Origin of the sequence: Pantoea dispersa (genome assembly GCF_035783935.1) — a bacterium.
In the GTDB taxonomy this organism is placed as follows: Bacteria; Pseudomonadota; Gammaproteobacteria; order Enterobacterales; family Enterobacteriaceae; genus Pantoea; species Pantoea dispersa_C.
The window spans coordinates 872,271-890,792 of sequence record NZ_JALKOV010000001.1 but is presented as its reverse complement, the minus strand read 5'-3'; the positions used below and the strand labels follow the sequence as shown (position 1 = coordinate 890,792).

Sequence of the window (18,522 nt, the reverse complement as noted above, 5' to 3'; positions counted from 1 at the left end):
CTGCCTGGCGCGGCCTGAAGCTGCGCCGGGCTGCGGATTTTTGCCGCCCATCATTCAACCGTCACGCCAGCGCCATAAATCTTTCATCCGCCTCAGCTAGCTTACCGCCATTCTGATTTCAGGACTGCGGATGCATGAGCCATCTCTCGCTGCAACACATCACGAAAACCTGGGGCGACCACATCGCGCTGCGGGATATCAGCTTCGACGTGGCACAAGGCAGCTTCGTCGCGCTGCTCGGCCCCTCAGGCTGCGGCAAATCGACGCTGCTGCGCACCATCGCCGGGCTCGAAACAGCCGACAGCGGCTGCATCCATTTCAACCATGCCGACGTGACGCAGCTGCCTCCGGCGCAGCGCAAACTGTCGATGGTGTTTCAGTCTTACGCGCTGTTTCCCCACCTGAGCGTGCGGGAAAACCTGCTGTTTGGCCTGAAGGCGCGCGGTGAAGATAAGCAACAGTTTGCCGCCCGGCTGGCGCAGGTCAGCGCGTTACTCGAACTGGAACCGCTGCTGGCGCGACTGCCCGCGCAGCTTTCCGGCGGCCAGCAGCAGCGCGTGGCACTGGGCAGGGCGGTGATCGCCAACAATACGCTGTGCCTGATGGATGAGCCGTTATCCAACCTGGATGCCAAACTGCGTCAGAGCATGCGGCGCGAAATCCGCGCGCTGCAAAAGCAGCTCGGTCTGACCCTGCTGTACGTTACGCACGATCAGACCGAAGCGATGAGCATGGCCGATCACATCATTCTGCTCAACGATGGCCGCATTGAGCAGCACGGCACGCCAGATCAGCTCTATAACCAGCCGGCAAGCTGCTTCGCCGCGCAGTTCATTGGCGCACCGCCGATGAACATCCTGCCGCTGCACAGCAAAGGCGCGCAGCACTATCTCAGCCATCTCAGCACGCCGCTGCTGAGCTACGCCGGCGACACGGCGCTGAGTCTTGGCCTGCGCGCGGAGGATATCCAGCTGGTCGCCCCGCAGCAGGCTGCGCTAAGCGCGCGGGTGGTGAGCTACGAATACATGGGCGCGGATACGCTGCTGGTGTGTCGGCTGCCCGGTATCACGGAATCACTGACCGTCAAAGTGCCCGGGCTGCAGCGCTTCACGGATGACAGCCTGGTCGGCCTGCAGTGGTCCACCAACCGGCAATACCTTTTTTCCACCACCAGCGGCCAGCGCTGTGTCGCGGCTGAAGGCCAGATGCTGCCCGCTGAGAAAAAATACGCTGTTTAACCGTTGTCGTTTATTCAAGGGAAAATCATGTCTGCGATCCGTTTCTCGCCTCTGGCCTGTGCCGTTATGTTGTGCGCCTCCGCGTCGGTGTTTGCTGCCGAGCCGGTGAAGTTACAGATGTACTATCCGATTGCGGTCGGCGGTAAAGTCAGCCACACCGTGGAAGCCCTGGTGGCGGATTTTGAAAAACAGCACCCTGAGATCAGCATTCAGCCGGTCTACACCGGCGATTACGCCACCACCGTGACCAAAGCGCTGACGGCGTTTCGCGGTGGCAACGCGCCGCAGCTGGCGGTGATGGGCGATATCGAAGCCTGGTCGCTAATGGATGCCGGTGCCATTGTCGCCGCCAGTGATTTAGCCACGGGTGAAGAGGGGAAAAAATGGATCGACAGCTTCTATCCGGCCTTTCTGCGCCACATTGATGGCAAAGTGTGGGGTGTGCCATTCCAGCGTTCAACCGTGGTGATGTACTGGAACAAACAGGCGTTTGAGAAAGCCGGTCTGGATCCGAATACGCCGCCCGCCACCTGGCAGCAGGTGGTGGCATTCAGCAAAAAGCTGACGCTGAAACAGGCCAGCGGTGTCAGCCAGTGGGGCATTGAGATCCCGTCCACGCCAAACGGCTACTGGAATTTCCAGGGGCTGGCGGCCACCAATGGCGGACGGCTGGATAACGGCAAGGGCAACGCCGTGTATTTCAACACGCCGGGCAACGTGGAAACTCTGCAGTGGCTGACCGACCTCGGCCAGAAAGAGGAAGTCTCGCCGAAGGGGGCGATTGCCTGGGGCACCACGCCGCAGGATTTCATCAGCGGCAAAACCGCCATGATGGTCACTACCACCGGCAACCTGACCAACGTGCGTGACAACGCGACCTTCCCGTTTGGCGTCGCGATGCTGCCGGAGAAAACCCAGCGCGGCAGCCCGACCGGCGGCGGCAACCTGTACGTATTCAAAAGCGCCTCACCGGCGCAGCAGCAGGCGGCAATGCGCTTTATCCGCTGGGTCACCGCACCGGAACAGGCCGCGCGCTGGAGCATCGCCACCGGCTATGTCGCCACCTCGCCAGCGGCATGGGACACAGCGGCAATGAAAGCCTATGTGCAGCAGGTGCCACAGGCGCTGGTGGCGCGTGAGCAGCTGAAATATGCCCAGCCGGAACTGTCAACCTACAATAGCGTGCAGATTCAGGACGCGCTCAATCACGCCATCGAAGCAGCGGTGACGCAGAGCAAAACCCCGGCTCAGGCGCTGGCCGATGCGCAGAAACAGGCTGACCGCCTGCTGAAAGACTATCAGTAGCGGCCGCGCCATGAGCTCCTTTTCTGTCAGCACCGCCGCGCTGCGCCCGCGGGGGTGGTCGCTGCAGCTTGCCGGTTATTTGCTGTTACTGCCGGCGCTCAGCTTCCTGCTGCTGTTTACCCACTATCCGGCGCTGGCCACGCTGTGGCAGAGCCTGTTCAGCGCCGCGCGCGCCACGCATCCGGCCCATTTTGTCGGGCTGGATAACTATCGCGCGCTGCTGGATGACGACATCTTCATGCAGTCGCTGTGGAATAACCTGCTGTATGCGCTGATCACCATTCCGCTGGCGGTAACGCTGGCGCTGCTGATGGCGCTGGCGGTCAATCGCCGGCTGCGTGGCAACGCACTGGTGCGAGCGGCGTTCTTCATTCCGTCGCTGCTGCCGATGATCGCCATCGCCAACCTGTGGCTGTTTTTCTACACGCCGCAGCTTGGCATCCTGAATAGCCTGCTGGCATGGTTTTCGCTGCCGGCGGTCAACTGGCTTGGCGAGCCGGGCACCACGCTGTACTGCCTGATGGCGGTTTCGGTGTGGCGCGAGGCGGGCTTTTTCATGATCTTTTATCTCGCCGCGCTGCAGCAGATCGATCCGCGCCTCAGCGAAGCCGCCGCCATTGAAGGCGCCTCGCGCAGCTACTTTTTCCGCCGCGTGCAGTGGCCGCTGCTGCTGCCGACCACGCTGTTTGTGCTGATTAACGCCTCGATGAACGCCTTTCGCATTGTCGATCAGGTGATTGCCATGACCAACGGCGGCCCGAACAACAGCAGTAGCCTGCTGCTGTTTTATATCTATCGCACTGCGTTCAGCTTCTGGGACATGCCTGCTGCGGCGGCCATGACGGTGGTGCTGCTGGTGATCCTCGGATCCATTGCGCTGATCAAATTCCACCTGCTGGATAAGCGAGCCCATTACCAATGAAAGCTGCATCCTCACCGGGCCGTTTTGCGCTCAACCTGCTGATTTGGCTGGCTGCGCTGCTGTGGAGCTTACCGATGCTGGTGGCGCTGTGGATTGCAATCCATCCGGCTGCCGGGCAGGGCCACTTTGCGCTGCTGGCACCGCTGACGCTGGAGAACTTTATTACTGCCTGGCACGCGGCACCGTTTGGCCGCTACTTCATTAACACCTCGCTGCTGGTGCTGATGATTGTGGTGGTGCAGCTGGTGCTGGCCACGCTGGCCGCTTACGCGCTGGTGCGCTTTCGCCTGAAATTTTCCGGTTTCCTCTTCGCGCTGATTCTGCTGCAGCTGATGATCAGCCCGGATGTGCTGATCCTGAATAATTACCGCACCATCAGCGCGCTGGGGCTGCGCGACACCCTGACCGGCATTGCGCTGCCGTACTTCGCCTCGGCGTTCGCCATCTTTCTGCTGCGGCAAACCTTTAAAAGCATTCCGCTGGTGCTGGAAGAGGCGGCGACTGTTGAGGGCGCCAGCCGGTTGTACATTCTGCGCCACATCTACATCCCGCTGGCAAAGCCCATCTACGTGGCGTTCGCGCTGGTCTCGATCAGCTTCCACTGGAACGATTTCCTCTGGCCGCTGGTGATCACCGACTCGGTGCAGGTGCGTCCGTTGACCGTCGGGCTGCAGCTGTTTTCTGCGCCGGAGCAGGGCGTGCAGTGGGCGCTGATCGGGGCAGCAACGCTGATGACTACGTTGCCGTTGCTGCTGCTGTTCCTGCTGTTTCAGCGCCAGTTTATTCAGTCGTTTATGCGTGCCGGTATTCGCTAAGGAGGGCTTTTGATGGCTTATGCTCATGCGCTGACGGCGGCGCAGCGCCTGCGGCTGGGGGATGTCGCTGAACTGTATCAGCGGCCGGATTTGCGCGCTGCACCGCTTGACGCGACGCTGCGTTTCGGGCTGATCGCCGATCCGCAATACGCGGACGTTGAGGCCGATGTGGCAGCCAATCTCTTCTATCGCCATGCGCTGCACAAGCTGCCGCAGGCGATCACCGCACTCAATAAGCAGCCGCTGGATTTTGTCGTCACGCTCGGCGATCTGGTGGATCGCCACTGGTCGAGCTATGCCGCGCTGTTGCCGCTTTACGATCGGTTAGTCCATCCGCATGCGGTGGTGCTGGGGAATCACGACGCGCAGACCATCGCGCAGCAGCTGGATGACGCGCTGCCGCTGCCAAAAAGTTACTATGCCTTTCAGCTGGCGGGCTGGCGCTTTATTGTCTACGACGGCAACGATATCAGCCTGTACTGCAATCGACACAACGGCGACGATCGCCAGCGCGCGGCCGCGCTGCTGGCTGAGTTACAGGCGCGCCAGCAACCGCAGGCGCAGCCGTGGAATGGCGCGGTCGGTGCCACGCAGCTGGCGTGGCTGGAAGCGCAGCTTATCGAAGCCCGGACCTGCGGCCAGCAGGTGATTGTGTTCGGGCACTATCCGCTGGCACCGTGTTACAGCCATAGTTTACTTAACGGTGCACAGCTGGCAGAGCTGTTCTGCCGCTACGGCGTGCGCGCCTGTTTTGCCGGTCACGATCATCGCGGCGGCGATCATTACCAGGCTACGACGGCGTTTATTACCCTGCAGGGCATGCTGGATGGCCCATCGCGCGTTCCTTTTGCGGTGGTGGAACTGACGGGCGAGACGCTGCGGCTGCAGGGATGGGGCGGCGAAATCAGCCGCGAACAGCGAAACGCTGCAGCGCCGATCGTTATCCGGCCAGATTAAAACTGTTGTCGATGCGCAATAAAATCTCAGCCGTGGGGATGGAATCATCCAGACAAAGCGTGACCCAATGTTTTTTGTTCATGTGGTAGCCGGGGAATATCGTTTCTCCATCGACCAGGGCCGCCATCTCCTGCGGCGAGACTTTGACATTGACGATTTCAATCGGGCTGCCATCGGTTCGGCCCAGCTTGCTGCTGTCAATGTTCAACAGGGCACCGAACCACTTGTCATTGTCTTTGCGGCGGAAGATGGCGTTTTCAGGAAAGCGTGGCCACAGGAATTCCAGTTCACTGTTGTAGCGCTGTTTTATGTGCTGCACGATCGCATCCGCCTGGCGCGTTTTGAAATGCTTCTGCGGGAAACAGTTTTGCGCGATATCCAGCATCACAGCGTCATGTTCTTCCCGCACCTGACCGACAAAGGCACCGGTGGCAGACGCGATACGATGCAGGATGTACTCTTCTTTTGTCACTTTATCGATGACGCTGGCAGCAATTTCGCCCTGAGAGGAGATTTTTACCTGCAGCGTAAACTGATTATTCATCACATCGCAGCGGTACCAATAATCCTGATCATCCTTGCGGAAACCGTAAGCCAGCAGGGTTTTATCATTGATTTCCCGGCTGGAGAAAAAGTGCGTTACATCGTACATTTTTAGGCCTGGTTTGGGGTGAGATGTTCCCAGTTAACGTGGCGGAATCAGGTGAACGAAGGGATATGTTAACCGACAAGCCAGCAATTTTCGTGTCCTAAATCAGTAATACCGCCGGTGGGTATTTGCTGCCGCCGCTGCGCGTACCCTCTGGCTGAAACACGCGGCGCAGATGTTTAACCGAGCCTTACGCAACGTGCGCACATGCTGTATAGTCCGTTTTTTTTCGGAGGAACCATGCTGCCCAACTCATCCACGCGCCTGAATAAATACATCAGCGAGAGCGGAATCTGCTCGCGCCGTGACGCCGATCGCTACATCGAACAAGGCAACGTTTTCATTAACGGCAAACGCGCCAGCGTCGGTGCGCAGGTGTTCGCCGGGGATGAGGTTAAAGTCAACGGGCGGCTGATTGAACCGCGCAACGAAGACGATCTGGTGTTAATCGCCCTCAACAAGCCGGTGGGCATTGTCACCACCATGGAAGAGGGCGAGCGTGACAACATTGGTGACTTCGTCAACCACAGCAAGCGCGTGTTTCCGATTGGCCGGCTGGATAAAGACTCGCAGGGGCTGATTTTCCTCACTAATCACGGCGATCTGGTGAATAAAATCCTGCGCGCCGGTAACAATCACGAGAAAGAGTACGTGGTCACGGTAGATAAGCCGATCACCGACGAGTTTATTGCCGGTATGGCGGCGGGCGTACCGATGCTCGGCACAGTAACGAAAAAATGCAAAGTGAAGCGGGAGTCGACCTTTGTGTTTCGCATTATCCTGGTGCAGGGACTGAACCGGCAGATTCGCCGCATGGCTAAACACTTCGGCTATGAAGTGACGAAGCTGGAGCGCACGCGGATCATGAACGTGAGCCTGAAAGGCATCCCGCTCGGTGAGTGGCGCGATCTGACGGACGATGAACTGATCGATCTGTTTAAGCTGATTGAGGACTCATCGTCAGAAGATCAGAAAACGCAGCAGGCGCAGGCGAAGAAAAAAGCGGCAACGCCGGCCGCGAAGAAACCGGCCGTCAGCGCGCCCAAACAGAGTGACAAAGCGGGTCAGGGCGCTAATCGCAAGCGCTTTACCCAGCCGGGACGCAAGAAAAAAGGGCGCTGATCGCCCTGACTTGCCGCCGCACCTGAAATGCGGCGGCACAGTGACGTTACGCCACTTTTACCACGGTTTTGCCGAAGTTTTTGCCTTTCAGCATGTCGATAAACGCCTGCGGCGCATGCTCCAGCCCTTCTACCATGTGTTCGCGGTACAACACCTTTTGTTGCTCGACCAGCGGCGTCATCGCCTGCACGAATTCCGGGTAGCGATCGCCATAATCCTGGAAGATGATGAAGCCCTGCATGCGGATGCGGCGTTTTAGAATCCCGCCCATGATCAGCGGCGTGCGATCCGGGCCGGGGGGCAGTTCGCGACTGCTGTAGCCCGACACCAGGCCACACACCGGCACACGCGCGGCGGTGTTGAGCAGCGGGAAGACGGCATCGAACACTTTGCCGCCGACGTTTTCGAAATAGATGTCGATACCGTCCGGGCAGGCGGCCGCCAGCTGTTCTGCGAAATCGTCACGATGATGATCGATACAGGCGGAAAACCCCAGGGTATCAATCGCGTAGCGGCACTTCTCCTCGCCGCCGGCCACGCCGACGACGCGGCAACCATTCAGCTTACCGAGCTGACCGACCGTGGCACCAACCGGTCCGGTGGCGGCGGCGACAACCAGCGTTTCACCAGCTTTGGGCTGACCGATATCCATCAGGCCCATGTAGGCGGTAAAGCCAGGCATACCCAGAATGCCCAGCGCCCAGGATGGATGGGGCAGATGACCGAGTTTAGTCACGCCTGTGCCATCGGACAGGGCATAACTCTGCCAGCCGCTGGCCGCCAGCACCCAGTCGCCGGCGCTGAAATCCGGATGCTGCGATTCTGCCACCTGGCACACGGTGCCGCCGACCATCGGCTGGTCGAGTTGCGCCGGCGGCGCGTAGGATTTGCTGTCATCCATGCGGCCACGCATATACGGGTCGAGCGACAGATAGTGAGTGCGCAGCAGCATCTGTCCCGCCTGCACCTGCGGCAACGGTTGTTCGACAAAGCGGAAGTTCTCTTTCACCGGCTCGCCGTCCGGGCGTGACGCCAGCAGCCAGGCGTGATTGAGTGAAGCGTGTTGAGTCATAGCATTTCCTTGTTTCTGCGCGGGTAAAGCAGCAAGTGTAGCCAATGATCGGGCAGGGAATGGATGATTGATGCGGGGCCGGATGTACTATCGCGCCCTGAGAGGCTTTATCCTGAACGGTGTTTGCGGGCCAACATGCCCGCTCTTTTGCTGGTAACCGTGGATTAAGCAGCGAAAATTTTTTCTTGCTTTCTTGCCTGAAAGGAAACAGCATTGTCCTGCGTCCCGGGACACAGGACAGGGTGAGGTTAGCCGATATGAAAGGTCAAGACATTTTATTGCTGCTAAAACTGGTATCGCTGCAGCGCCAGGAAAAAAATTTAAACGATAGTGAAGGCCTCAAAACGGACGTACTATCGTGGCAGGACTGGGAAATCACGGAAGAAGATGAGTTGAAGCAACAAGGCATCATTGAGTCAGGGGGAATTGAAGCTTATCGGGAAAGCCTTTATACCGTTCGTGGCCTGGAAAGAACCACGGGTATAAGCAAAACCCAAATCGCCGATTCAATCAGGCGATGTACAGATATTGGTCTGGTCCGTAAAGACCGTAAATATGGCGTGCCGAGAACCAATAAGAAATCCCTGCTGGAATTTTTTATCTACGGAATCAAATATGTTTTCCCTGTTAAGATGGGAGAGTTGACACGCGGAATAGCCACCTCTTTCTCTGCACCAGTGTTGAATGAAAAATTATTCAGCGCAGGTGAACTGGTGGCTGTCTGGCCTGATGAACGTGCAAAAAGCAAAGGTTTAAAAGTAACACCTTTGTTTCATTCCGTACCCTATGCTGTCAGGCAGGACGGCGACCTCTATGCAATGCTTGCACTCGTGGATGCTATCCGGCTTGGAAATCCACGTGAAGTGGGGGTTGCCGCCAAAATGCTGGAAAATATGTTTACGGAGATGTGATCATGGAAGCTACCCAACAACATCGTATGCTGGTAGAAGTGGCTCGTGCTCTGGGTGCTGATTTGGTAAATTAGGTCACTTTTGTCGGGGGATGCACTACGGCGCTTTTACTGACAGATGAAGTTACGGCAGAGCAGGTACGGCATACAGACGATGTGGACTTAATTGTTCATGTAATTAGTTATACAAAATATTATGCTCTTCAGGAGGAGTTACAAAGAAGAGGATTTAAAATAACGGCACCGGATCCAGATGAAGACATTCCCATTTGTGCAATGCAACTCAATGAACTGCGTGTGGATATTATGCCGGATGATGAATCTATCCTTGGATTCAGCAACAGGTGGTATAAAAAAGCCATGCAAAACGCCATTGATTATAGGTTATGTGAAGATATCACCATAAAGCTCGTTTCCCCGGATTATTTTGTTGCCACCAAACTCGAAGCCTGGCTTGGCAGGGGTAAGGGAGATGCATTGACCAGTCGCGATATTGAGGACATCATCAATTTGATTGATGGCCGTGAGGAACTTATCGATGAACTGAGCAATACCGCAGATGCGGTTAAAGCATTTATCTCCGAGCAATTTAGCCGACTACTGGAAGATAGTAATTTTGAATATGCAGTAAGCAGCCAAAGCAATAATAACCCTCAGCGTGAGCGTATTATATTTGAACGCATTGAAGAAATAGTTGCCAGGACTTCATGCTAATGCAAATTTCATGGAAAAGTCAGCAAGGCGTCTCTCGTAGTGATAATAATGATTATGTCGCCATCAGTGCTAGTGACGGCCGCTTTATTGCAGTTATCGTCGATGCCTTAGATAAAGGCAGGGCGCCTCGTCGCCTGGCTGAATATTGGGCGAAAGCACTATCAAGGCAGTATACAAAGCACAAACATGCATCAGTTGTGTCGCTTCTGAAAGAGATTCACCGCACACTCATTCCTGACTATCTTACCGAAAGTGCCAGCTATACACTTATTGATTTAGACATAGAAGGGCGAAGCGGAAAGGTCATTTATGTCGGCGATTGCAGGTTAGGTATAAGCAATAATGGCAAAACTAACTGGGTGAATGAGCCCCATATTATGGTTAACACTTTCCCCGGGCTGGGTGACGGCTATGCTAACATTCTCACCCGCGTGCTAAAAGCCCGGCGCTTTACATTACCAAATCAGATAAGTTTTGAATGGCGAGATGGAGAGATGCTACTGCTTTGTACCGATGGTTACTGGCGCTCCGAAAGCGATAATCAAGAATTCGCTCATGATGATACCAGTGTGCTTATAATGAGGCCTGAAAATTCAGATTTAACCATTACTATTGATTCGGATTGTGACAACTTTTCAGTGATCGATTAAAGCTGAAAGCCAGTTGCATTGACCGTTAGTAATTCCCGCTCCTCGTACGCCAACAGAGCAGATGAGCCAGCTCATAAACCCGCAGAAATTGATGCGGGTTGCGCCTACATCAGGATGATGCCAAACCGCTTCAGCAATAACGCCCAAAGGGCGAACAGCACCACGGTAATCACGCAGGAGAGTAGCAGCGTGAGCCAGAAGCCGATGCGCTGGTAAAAAAACGGAAACAGGATAAACATCGGCAGAGTCGGCACCACATACCAGAACGTATACCAGGCGTGGGCGGCAATCTTCTCCTGCGTTTGTCCTTCTATTTTCATCCAGATAAGCACCAGCAGGGTGACCAGAGGTAAAGCGGCGAGCAGGCCGCCCAGACGATCGCTACGTTTCGCTGCTTCAGAGATCAGTACCACCATAAAGGCGGTTAACGCGTATTTTGAGATTAGCCAGAGCATCGTTATTCCCGATAATTATCATCAAGCCGGCTGGGTGCCTGAGGTTCTATTTTAGGTAAGACCGAATGACCGCCACGATCTCTTCCAGATCCTCACTTCGCGCCTGCGGCGTAGCCTCTGCATTCATCAAATGTTCGCGTATATGGCCCTCAAGCAATTCGCTCATCAGGCCATTGATAGCACCGCGCACTGCCGCGACCTGCTGCAGTACCTTGAGGCACTCTTCACCCGATTCGACGGCGGTTTCCAGCGACGCCGCCTGACCTTTTATGCGTCGAATGCGGGTGAGCAAGCTTTTCTGATTTTTCAGGGTATGGGCCATGACTGTCTCCAGTTGATCATGTTCTATACTGGGGTATAGTATAAAACTCACTTTACGGCGCTTTCGGGTTGCCTGCAACTGATTACCCCGCCATCGACATCTGAATCCCAGGAGGCTGGATATGGCCGCAAAATCACCGTGCATTGATCTCTGTGTATTTGATACGAAAACCGGCTGGTGCGAGGGATGCGGACGCACGCGTGGGGAAACCCAAAGCTGGCGCAAGCTGTCGCCTTATCATCGCAAAGCGACAGAGCGGGCGCTTCCGGCGCGCCTGAAAGCGCTTAAAACCAGAGAGGCGTAGTCTTGCCCGTCGGGGTGAGGCGACGCATACATGGAAGGTTGACGCTGCTCCGGAAGACTGAAACCTGACGGTGCAGCGGGACATTTGTGATTAACATCTTACTTACATCATTAACATCCCCTTTTTGCTGGCTATCGGTTATGTGGTGAATCTATAGTCAATTTACTATGTAAAACTGTGTTTTATCTGGTGCAACTCATAGGTTTTACGATGAGGCATGCCAGCAGCGTTTCAGACCTGATTTAAATCAGGCAGTTAAGAGGGGATACTATGGAGATTGTTAACGCACCGCATCTGCCTGTCAGAGAGCACTGGCTGGCACTGCATCATGAACCCGCGTTGATGCCCGACCTGCCGATGGTCGATGCGCATCATCACTTATGGGATCGCCAGTCAGGGCGTTATCTGGCGCCTGAATTCAGCCACGATATCGAAACATCCGGCCACCGGATACTCTCCACCGTCTACATTCAGTGCCGTTCAATGCTGCGCCGCAACGGACCAGAGGCCTTCAAACCTGTCGGTGAAGTGGAGTTTGCCAGCGGCGTTGCGGCGATGTTTGACAGCGGTCATTACGGCGCGGCAGCAGGCTGTGAAGCGATTGTCGGCGGTGCCAGCCTGCTGGCTGGCGATGATCTGCTGCCGGTTATTGAGAGCATGATGGAACGTTCAGGGGGACGATTACGCGGGATGCGTAATCCGCTGGCCTGGCATGATGACCCACGCGTGGTATCCAGCCCCGTGACGCCGCCCGCAGGTCTGGCGGCCAGTGCCGCATTCCGGCGCGGCGCCGCATGCCTGGCCCGCAAAGGACTGTCGCTGGATGTCTGGGTTTATCACACCCAGCTTGATGAAATTGCTGCGCTGGCACGGGCGCTACCCGATCTGCACATCATTGTGGACCATTGCGGCGGGCCGATCGGTACCGGTTCGTATGCCGACAAACGGGATGCCACCTTTCAGGAATGGAAAAAGGCCGTCAGCGCGCTGGCTGCGTTGCCCAACGTCAGCATCAAAATCAGCGGTTTCGGCATGACCGTCATGGGCTATTCCTTCGCTCAGCATGCCATGCCACCGGACTCTCAGACGCTTTCGCAGGCCTGGCGGCCGCAGTTTGAAACCCTGGTTGACGCGTTTGGCGTCGGGCGCTGCATGTTTGCCAGCAACTTTCCGGTCGACAAAGGGATGTTCAGCTACGGCGTATTCTGGAATGCCTGTAAAAGGCTGGCTGCGCAGGCTTCGCTCGCTGAAAGAGAACAGCTGTTCTGGCGCACCGCGGCTGCACGCTATCGCTTATCCTCCCTGGAGAATATGGATGAATATCAAATCAAGACTGCATGAAACGCATTCCCTGGCGCAGGATGAGTCCGCTGCAACGATCTCGTATACATCGGCAGAAAAAAGGACGCTGGCGCTGGGCGGGTTAGGATGGACGTTTGAAAGCTACGACTCGTTTTTGCTCTCGCTGTTATTACCGGTGCTGGGCGTAGTATTTGATGTCAGCAAAACAGAACTTGGCGTGTTTATCAGCACCACGGCTGGCGGGCAGATTATTGGTGGCATTCTGTTTGGGTTGGTTGCCGATAAAATCGGACGCGTCAGAACGGCCTTCATCTGTATCGCGATCTATTCACTTTTCTCCGGACTGCTGGCGTTCTCCCATAATCCTCAGGCGTTTGCTTTGCTGCGCTTCTGCGGTGCGCTGGGTATGGGCGGCATGTGGACGTCAGGAGCGGCACTGATCGCCGAAACATGGCGTCCGGAGCGTCGCGCACGCGGCGGCGCGCTGATGCAAATGGGGTTGCCGGTGGGGGCGATTCTGGCGATTGGCCTGACGGCGCTGGTGACGGCCCTGACCGGCGGACTGGAAAACGGCGGTTGGCGTTATCTTTTCATGATTGGCGCACTGCCGGTATTTATCATGATGGTCATTGCTTATATCACGCCTGAATCACCTGTCTGGCTGGCGCGCCAGCAGGAACGCGCTCACCGCCAGAGCAAAACGGCAGGTACCGGCAAAATCAATCTCAGAGGATTGCTGCTGGCGTTTACCTTTATTTTTTTCATTCAGTACCTGTTCTGGGGCGTATTCACCTGGACGCCAACCTATCTTCGTGAAGTTAAGCATCTCGATTTTCTTCATAGTCTGAAATTTGTGCTGGCGCTGCAAACCGGTGCCATTGCTGGCTTCCTGGTGTTTTCCCTGCTGGCCGATAAGTGGGGGCGCAGGCCGATGTTTCTGCTCTACCTGTTTATCGGTGCGGTGGCGGTCGGCATGTATCTGGCGACCACGCAGCCGCTGATTCTGATGATCGCCATCTTTATGGCAGGTTTTGGCGTAAACGGTATTTTTGCCGGCTCCGGGCCTTTCCTTGCCGAGATCATTGGCGACACGCAGTCACGCGGCTTTTTGATGGGGCTGGCGTATAACGGCGGGCGCCTGGGCGGCTTTATCGCGCCGCTGCTGATTGGCTTTGTCGCCAGCGTTGGAGGATTCACCGCCGGGCTGGCCACCACGGTGATCGCCTTTCTTGCCGCGATGGTGGTGGTCTGGTTAGCGCCAGAAACCAAAGGCGTGAAGTTGCAGTAAGCTTTGCGCCCGTCGCGCAATCGGCAGGCTAAAACCTGTGACACGGCTGAATACCTGACGCGCTGTCAGGTGTTCAGCCGGTTTCATCTTAGGGTTACGATTGAGATACGGAATGTATTTTACGTTGGGTGCTTTTTTGTATTCAGGCGTACTAGCGGCAACCTGAAGCCGATGATTTTGGTTAAGTCATGATTAAGATATGATGCGCTGACTTAATAACCACTTCATTCATGAGGGATTATGGCAACGGGATTTTTTCTGTATCACCTGGATAAAACTACCTGCGGAGGACGGATCCTTTCAGGTGCGTCTGACGACACCTACGAAATCGGTGGCATTGTGCGGCAGCAGGTCAGGGAGGGCGACCCGGTGACGTGCGGGAAGCATGAGGGGCGCTTCCGCGTGTGCGGCGGCACTGGGGACACCTATGAGGTGGGCGGAGAGCTGAAAGAGTGGGCGGGTTCGCTGGACAGCTACAGCTCCTGCCCATGCCGCGCCCGTTTTATTCCATCAGTCCAGACGCACACCTACGAGAGCGACTGCAACGCCGGACGGGTGGCCGAACGGGCCGAGACCGCGAGGAAAAAAGCGCAGGAGTCAGAGCCTGAACAGCGAGCGCAGGCCGCGAAGAAGAAACGGGAAATCACGCTGACCATCGGCGTGTTCTTTGATGGCACAGGCAACAATGCGAATAACAGTGGTGACCGTCAGGCCGCCTGTTCCGGTGAACATTACGGGATGAATGATGCTGATGCTGGATCTGCGTATTCCCAGTGCGTGAGACTAAAACGTGGCTACAGCGGCACTGCTGCAGGGAGCTATATCGGTTACTACAGCAACGTACACTGGTTGAATACACTGTATAGACAGGATATCAGGCCCGATACAGGAGCCGGTCAGTACGCTATTTATATCGAAGGTATCGGTACGGAAGACGGGGCTGGCGACAGCACTTACGGAATGGGAACAGGCCGGGGCGATACTGGCGTAGTGAGAAAAACCGATAAAGCAGTTGCAGCACTGGCTTCCGGTATTCAGGGTTATTTACTCCAGCATGCCAGCACCAGTTCCTGCACCATTAAAGAGCTGCAGTTTGATATTTTTGGCTTCAGCCGGGGAGCAGCGGCGGCACGCCACTTTGCCAATCGGGTGTTCAGCCAGGATCACGCCATTATCACGGCGATTAAAGCAGGTCTGAATGGTATTGAGTTTTCCGGGACGCCCGGAGGAAAAACCCGCTTTCTGGGTATATTCGATACCGTAGCCGCCATCGGGACACCCGTTAACGGCCTAAACCCGCACAGCGCCGACACCGGGGATGTCAATCTGGTGCTGCGTCCGGGTGTGGCAGACAAAGTGTTCCATATCACCGCCCAGCACGAATGCCGCTTTAACTTCGCGCTGAATAGCGTTAAACCGGCGTGGCCGGAGCTGGCGCTGCCCGGTGCACACTCCGACATTGGTGGTGGCTACAACCCCGACGAACACGAAGCATACTTCCTTACCCTACCAGAGTTTGAAACCGTCCCTCACTCCACCCCTGATACGGAAACACGGATTTATCGGCAGGCCTGCGCGCAGCTTACAGCACTCGACGGCTATCCGGCGATAGCGCCCTTGTTGAATGCGGTAGAGGTGAATGTTGCTACCTGGTATGACGACAGAATGCCCGCCGACCGTTACGGAACGCTACAGAAACGTAGCGGTGCCGCACTGGTTATCAACCGTCCGACGCGTAACGACTGGTCGAAGGTGGTATTGCGGGTGATGCTCGATGCGGCGCAGGATGCCGGGGTCGAATTTTCCCTTATTTTGCCTAAAGACGACAACCTGTCACTCAAGCCAGAACTGAACAGCCTGTGTGAAAAAGCGATTGTAATGGGCCGTGCCATAAGGAGAGGGCAACCTGCCCCCGGCTTTACCACGCCAGAAATTCTGATGCTGGCCGAAAAATATATTCACTGCTCAGCCAACTGGAATAGCGTGGTGAGAGACGGCCAGGGGAGTATCAGCGGTGCAGTCAAACCAGCGAAGCTGGTAACGTTCACCAACCGGCCAGACGAGCGCTGGCAACGTACAGTTTATGATATGGACGGGAATAAAATATGGAAATAATCCGTGCAGCCTGGTTTTTTCCGTTGCTGATTCTGACGGCCTGTCAGGGGAAATCTTTGTCCGACACCGCCGCGCAAAGCAATGTACCGGCAGAGTGGACTTTTAACTTTTTCACACCTAAAGCGTTGCCAGCAGTGGTGACGTTTGCCGCTATTCTTGACTCTGATGGAAAGGACTATCGCTTTAACACGCTGAACAGTACGCCCGACCTGCCCGAAGTTATCGGCGAGTGGAACGACAAAGACCGTGCGCCTGGTGGCTACTGGAATCACGTTAAACGGCCTCCCAGACATATTATTTTTTGCTGGGACTCCATTATCGATAAAAAAGTGTATGAAACTCACCTGACGATCCCTAAACCTGTACTGGAGAAAATGCTCAGGCCGAGTGAGTACAGGGATTATCGGGGAAGAACTGCGTATTACGACAGAGTACAAATTGGTCTGGCTCCGGAGGGGAAAGTGGCCGTCTGGTTACAGGGAAGTGGTTCTGAGCCTAATTATCGCGTCACCCCGTCAGTCCTGAAAACCGTATCAGGGGATAAATTAGATATTTGCAAAGGAATAACGCGGTTTTCTAATGGCTATGAGTACGGAAAAGATACCGAGGATTTTATCAAAGGGAAAAAATATCCCTACGGTAGTTGGTAAGAAACCTATTTACCCCTGAAGGATCTTCCCAGGATCCTTTGGGATTTGGTGGTCAATTTTTAGTCTTAACGTACAATATTTTCCGTTTACCAAACTGACTCTTTTCATATCCGCACCGGCTGCACCTTTCCCGTCCTGTCCGGGTGTTTGCAGACTGGCTGACCTTACTGCTGCAGGAAAAGGTGCATCTTAGCCCGGAAAAATAGCGCAGCCATCAGCGGCATCACCGCAAAATCCTGCACCACATCGCGGCCACGCCAGGTGAGCCCGCGCACAAACCCGGACAAAACATCAGGTTCGCCGGCGCGCTAGTTGCCTGATTAGCCTGGCTTGCTGGAGAAGTGCCCAGGTGACGTCGGGCAATCTCACATAACAGGCGCGTGCTTTACTGCGTATAACCGGGTCTGATTACCCCTCATCAAGGAGAACGACATGATAAACAGCCTGCGCACCGTTACGCTGCTGGCGGCAATGACGGTGAGTGCGCCACTGCTGGCGCAGACCTTTGTTTACGTATCCGCCGCCGACGACGGCACCATTGCACGCTATACGCTGGACGAGCACAGCGGCGCTTTGCAGTTGCTTGGTCAAACGGAGGCCGGGGGCAAAGTGATGCCGATGGCGCTTAGTGCGGATCACAAAACGCTGTATGCGGCGATTCGCAGTAAACCGCTGCAGCTGGCGAGCTGGCAGATTGACCCGCAGAGCGGCGAGCTGAATAACCGGCGCACCGTGCCGGCTGCGGCCAGTTACCCTTACATCAGCACTGACCGTCAGGGGCGCTTTCTGCTAGGGGCCTCTTATGACGGCGACGTGGTGCAGGTTTACCGTCTGACAGCCGGCGGTACTATCGCTACGCCGCCGGTCAGCAGCTACAAAACCGGCCATGCGGCACATTCGGTGATTGTCGATGCCAGCGGTCGCCACGCTTATGTGGGCAATCTCGGCACCGACCGCGTGCTGCAGCTCAGACTGGGCGCAGACGGCACGCTGAGCGCCCTCGGTAAGGGTGAGGTAGCAACAGCCGCCGATAACGGTCCGCGCCACTCGGTGTTGTCGCCGGATAATCGCTATCTCTACAACGTGGGCGAGATGGGCGGCATCATTACCCAGTTCCGGCGCCAGGCCAGCGGCGAGCTGGTGAAAGTGGCGGAAACGCCCAACGCGGTGGCCGCGCAGTATCATCTGCAACCCGGTCGTGAACGGCCGCCGGGTTACAGCGACAGCACGCCGCGCATCTGGTCAGCGGATATTCAGCTGACGCCAGACGGGCGTTTCCTGTACGTCAGCGAACGCACCAGCAGTACCGTCAGCGGTTATCGTGTTAACCAGCAGGATGGCAAACTGACGCTGATCGGCAGCTGGCCGGTGGAGAAACAGCCGCGCGGCATGGCGATCAGCGCCGATGGCCGCTGGCTGGTGGTGAGCGGTGAGAAAAGTGCGGTGATTGGCAGCTACGCCATTGAGGCGCGCAGCGGGGCGTTGCAGCGGGTGAGCGAAGCGCCAGCCGGTCGTGACGCCAATTGGGTGACTCTCGTCAGCTATTGAAATGATCGGGCGCAGGAAACTGCGCCTTATTGCGCGAAATTATTTTATGGATAGCCAACCCCTGGCGGAAAGTGTGATCTGCGACACATTTCTGCCGCTGAAGGCAGATTGCTGCTTTCTGCGCCAGTGACAGCGCAAATGTCGTGCCGGCATCGTGTCGCTCGCTGCGTTCGATTAATTTATC

General features: G+C 56.1%; 19 protein-coding genes. 15 read left to right on the top strand and 4 right to left on the bottom strand.

Annotation, left to right across the window (positions count from 1 at the left end; translation table 11 throughout):
• Positions 1 to 134 precede the first annotated feature (134 nt).
• The 5 genes from MXF20_RS04350 to MXF20_RS04330 are packed head-to-tail and all read left to right on the top strand — an operon-like array spanning position 135 to position 5,237.
• Positions 135 to 1,238 carry an ABC transporter ATP-binding protein gene (locus MXF20_RS04350; RefSeq protein ID WP_325967816.1) on the top strand — a complete coding sequence of 368 codons (1,104 nt, stop codon included), beginning with the start codon at positions 135 to 137 and terminating at the stop codon, positions 1,236 to 1,238.
• A gap of 27 nt (positions 1,239 to 1,265) precedes the next feature.
• Complete coding sequence (locus MXF20_RS04345; protein WP_325967815.1) at positions 1,266 to 2,543, top strand: ABC transporter substrate-binding protein; 1,278 nt, start codon at positions 1,266 to 1,268, stop codon at positions 2,541 to 2,543.
• A gap of 10 nt (positions 2,544 to 2,553) precedes the next feature.
• The gene (locus MXF20_RS04340; RefSeq protein ID WP_325967814.1) at positions 2,554 to 3,465 is read left to right on the top strand and encodes a sugar ABC transporter permease; all 912 of its coding nucleotides are present in this window, start codon (positions 2,554 to 2,556) and stop codon (positions 3,463 to 3,465) included.
• Positions 3,462 to 4,280: a carbohydrate ABC transporter permease gene (locus MXF20_RS04335; protein WP_325967813.1), complete on the top strand. Its 819-nt coding sequence runs from the start codon at positions 3,462 to 3,464 to the stop codon at positions 4,278 to 4,280. The genes MXF20_RS04340 and MXF20_RS04335 overlap by 4 nt, the downstream gene beginning before the upstream one ends.
• 12 nt (positions 4,281 to 4,292) lie before the next feature.
• Entirely contained in the window at positions 4,293 to 5,237 is a 945-nt protein-coding gene (locus MXF20_RS04330; protein WP_325967812.1) for a metallophosphoesterase, read from the top strand.
• On the opposite strand, the gene MXF20_RS04325 is transcribed toward MXF20_RS04330, so the two are convergent.
• Positions 5,221 to 5,889 carry an MmcQ/YjbR family DNA-binding protein gene (locus tag MXF20_RS04325; RefSeq protein WP_325967811.1) on the bottom strand — a complete coding sequence of 223 codons (669 nt, stop codon included), beginning with the start codon at positions 5,887 to 5,889 and terminating at the stop codon, positions 5,221 to 5,223. The two genes, MXF20_RS04330 and MXF20_RS04325, sit on opposite strands and share 17 nt — an antisense overlap.
• A gap of 237 nt (positions 5,890 to 6,126) precedes the next feature.
• On the opposite strand from MXF20_RS04325, the gene rluF reads away from it, so the two are divergent.
• Positions 6,127 to 7,008: a 23S rRNA pseudouridine(2604) synthase RluF gene (gene rluF / locus MXF20_RS04320; protein WP_021506014.1), complete on the top strand. Its 882-nt coding sequence runs from the start codon at positions 6,127 to 6,129 to the stop codon at positions 7,006 to 7,008.
• 46 nt (positions 7,009 to 7,054) lie between these two features.
• Here rluF and MXF20_RS04315 read toward each other — a convergent pair whose 3' ends face one another.
• Positions 7,055 to 8,080: an NADP-dependent oxidoreductase gene (locus MXF20_RS04315; protein ID WP_325967810.1), complete on the bottom strand. Its 1,026-nt coding sequence runs from the start codon at positions 8,078 to 8,080 to the stop codon at positions 7,055 to 7,057.
• A 257-nt stretch (positions 8,081 to 8,337) separates the two neighbouring features.
• Between MXF20_RS04315 and MXF20_RS04310 the strand changes: the two genes are divergently transcribed.
• From MXF20_RS04310 to MXF20_RS04300, 3 genes are all read left to right on the top strand, one after another.
• The gene (locus tag MXF20_RS04310) at positions 8,338 to 8,991 is read left to right on the top strand and encodes a hypothetical protein (RefSeq protein ID WP_325967809.1); all 654 of its coding nucleotides are present in this window, start codon (positions 8,338 to 8,340) and stop codon (positions 8,989 to 8,991) included.
• A gap of 155 nt (positions 8,992 to 9,146) precedes the next feature.
• Positions 9,147 to 9,704 carry a hypothetical protein gene (locus tag MXF20_RS04305; protein ID WP_325967808.1) on the top strand — a complete coding sequence of 186 codons (558 nt, stop codon included), beginning with the start codon at positions 9,147 to 9,149 and terminating at the stop codon, positions 9,702 to 9,704.
• Positions 9,704 to 10,354: a hypothetical protein gene (locus MXF20_RS04300; RefSeq protein ID WP_325967807.1), complete on the top strand. Its 651-nt coding sequence runs from the start codon at positions 9,704 to 9,706 to the stop codon at positions 10,352 to 10,354. The genes MXF20_RS04305 and MXF20_RS04300 overlap by 1 nt, the downstream gene beginning before the upstream one ends.
• A gap of 104 nt (positions 10,355 to 10,458) precedes the next feature.
• On the opposite strand, the gene MXF20_RS04295 is transcribed toward MXF20_RS04300, so the two are convergent.
• The gene (locus MXF20_RS04295; protein ID WP_325967806.1) at positions 10,459 to 10,809 is read right to left on the bottom strand and encodes a DUF3147 family protein; all 351 of its coding nucleotides are present in this window, start codon (positions 10,807 to 10,809) and stop codon (positions 10,459 to 10,461) included.
• 46 nt (positions 10,810 to 10,855) lie between these two features.
• Positions 10,856 to 11,131 carry a metal/formaldehyde-sensitive transcriptional repressor gene (locus tag MXF20_RS04290; RefSeq protein ID WP_325967805.1) on the bottom strand — a complete coding sequence of 92 codons (276 nt, stop codon included), beginning with the start codon at positions 11,129 to 11,131 and terminating at the stop codon, positions 10,856 to 10,858.
• Positions 11,132 to 11,252: 121 nt separating this feature from the next.
• Between MXF20_RS04290 and MXF20_RS04285 the strand changes: the two genes are divergently transcribed.
• From MXF20_RS04285 to MXF20_RS04260, 6 genes are all read left to right on the top strand, one after another.
• Complete coding sequence (locus MXF20_RS04285; protein ID WP_021506023.1) at positions 11,253 to 11,435, top strand: DUF1289 domain-containing protein; 183 nt, start codon at positions 11,253 to 11,255, stop codon at positions 11,433 to 11,435.
• 270 nt (positions 11,436 to 11,705) lie between these two features.
• Complete coding sequence (locus MXF20_RS04280; protein ID WP_325967804.1) at positions 11,706 to 12,776, top strand: amidohydrolase family protein; 1,071 nt, start codon at positions 11,706 to 11,708, stop codon at positions 12,774 to 12,776.
• Positions 12,751 to 14,025 (top strand): MFS transporter, encoded by a 1,275-nt coding sequence (locus tag MXF20_RS04275; RefSeq protein WP_325967803.1) that lies wholly within the window; start codon positions 12,751 to 12,753, stop codon positions 14,023 to 14,025. The genes MXF20_RS04280 and MXF20_RS04275 overlap by 26 nt, the downstream gene beginning before the upstream one ends.
• A gap of 240 nt (positions 14,026 to 14,265) precedes the next feature.
• Positions 14,266 to 16,140 (top strand): phospholipase effector Tle1 domain-containing protein, encoded by a 1,875-nt coding sequence (locus MXF20_RS04270; RefSeq protein ID WP_325967802.1) that lies wholly within the window; start codon positions 14,266 to 14,268, stop codon positions 16,138 to 16,140.
• Positions 16,131 to 16,790, top strand: a complete 660-nt coding sequence (locus MXF20_RS04265) for a DUF2931 family protein (protein ID WP_058769809.1) — start codon at positions 16,131 to 16,133, stop codon at positions 16,788 to 16,790. The genes MXF20_RS04270 and MXF20_RS04265 overlap by 10 nt, the downstream gene beginning before the upstream one ends.
• Positions 16,791 to 17,222: 432 nt before the next feature.
• Entirely contained in the window at positions 17,223 to 18,338 is a 1,116-nt protein-coding gene (locus tag MXF20_RS04260; protein WP_325967801.1) for a lactonase family protein, read from the top strand.
• The last annotated feature ends 184 nt before the right edge of the window (positions 18,339 to 18,522 follow it).

What these genes read in the sequence shown, in the direction of transcription:
- MXF20_RS04350 (WP_325967816.1), top strand. Translation starts at nt 135, where the DNA reads ATGAGCCATCTCTCGCTGCAACACATCACGAAAACCTGGGGCGACCAC.
- MXF20_RS04345 (WP_325967815.1), top strand. Translation starts at nt 1,266, where the DNA reads ATGTCTGCGATCCGTTTCTCGCCTCTGGCCTGTGCCGTTATGTTGTGC.
- MXF20_RS04340 (WP_325967814.1), top strand. Translation starts at nt 2,554, where the DNA reads ATGAGCTCCTTTTCTGTCAGCACCGCCGCGCTGCGCCCGCGGGGGTGG.
- MXF20_RS04335 (WP_325967813.1), top strand. Translation starts at nt 3,462, where the DNA reads ATGAAAGCTGCATCCTCACCGGGCCGTTTTGCGCTCAACCTGCTGATT.
- MXF20_RS04330 (WP_325967812.1), top strand. Translation starts at nt 4,293, where the DNA reads ATGGCTTATGCTCATGCGCTGACGGCGGCGCAGCGCCTGCGGCTGGGG.
- MXF20_RS04325 (WP_325967811.1), bottom strand. Translation starts at nt 5,889, where the DNA reads ATGTACGATGTAACGCACTTTTTCTCCAGCCGGGAAATCAATGATAAA.
- rluF (WP_021506014.1), top strand. Translation starts at nt 6,127, where the DNA reads ATGCTGCCCAACTCATCCACGCGCCTGAATAAATACATCAGCGAGAGC.
- MXF20_RS04315 (WP_325967810.1), bottom strand. Translation starts at nt 8,080, where the DNA reads ATGACTCAACACGCTTCACTCAATCACGCCTGGCTGCTGGCGTCACGC.
- MXF20_RS04310 (WP_325967809.1), top strand. Translation starts at nt 8,338, where the DNA reads ATGAAAGGTCAAGACATTTTATTGCTGCTAAAACTGGTATCGCTGCAG.
- MXF20_RS04300 (WP_325967807.1), top strand. Translation starts at nt 9,704, where the DNA reads ATGCAAATTTCATGGAAAAGTCAGCAAGGCGTCTCTCGTAGTGATAAT.
- MXF20_RS04295 (WP_325967806.1), bottom strand. Translation starts at nt 10,809, where the DNA reads ATGCTCTGGCTAATCTCAAAATACGCGTTAACCGCCTTTATGGTGGTA.
- MXF20_RS04290 (WP_325967805.1), bottom strand. Translation starts at nt 11,131, where the DNA reads ATGGCCCATACCCTGAAAAATCAGAAAAGCTTGCTCACCCGCATTCGA.
- MXF20_RS04285 (WP_021506023.1), top strand. Translation starts at nt 11,253, where the DNA reads ATGGCCGCAAAATCACCGTGCATTGATCTCTGTGTATTTGATACGAAA.
- MXF20_RS04280 (WP_325967804.1), top strand. Translation starts at nt 11,706, where the DNA reads ATGGAGATTGTTAACGCACCGCATCTGCCTGTCAGAGAGCACTGGCTG.
- MXF20_RS04275 (WP_325967803.1), top strand. Translation starts at nt 12,751, where the DNA reads ATGAATATCAAATCAAGACTGCATGAAACGCATTCCCTGGCGCAGGAT.
- MXF20_RS04270 (WP_325967802.1), top strand. Translation starts at nt 14,266, where the DNA reads ATGGCAACGGGATTTTTTCTGTATCACCTGGATAAAACTACCTGCGGA.
- MXF20_RS04265 (WP_058769809.1), top strand. Translation starts at nt 16,131, where the DNA reads ATGGAAATAATCCGTGCAGCCTGGTTTTTTCCGTTGCTGATTCTGACG.
- MXF20_RS04260 (WP_325967801.1), top strand. Translation starts at nt 17,223, where the DNA reads ATGATAAACAGCCTGCGCACCGTTACGCTGCTGGCGGCAATGACGGTG.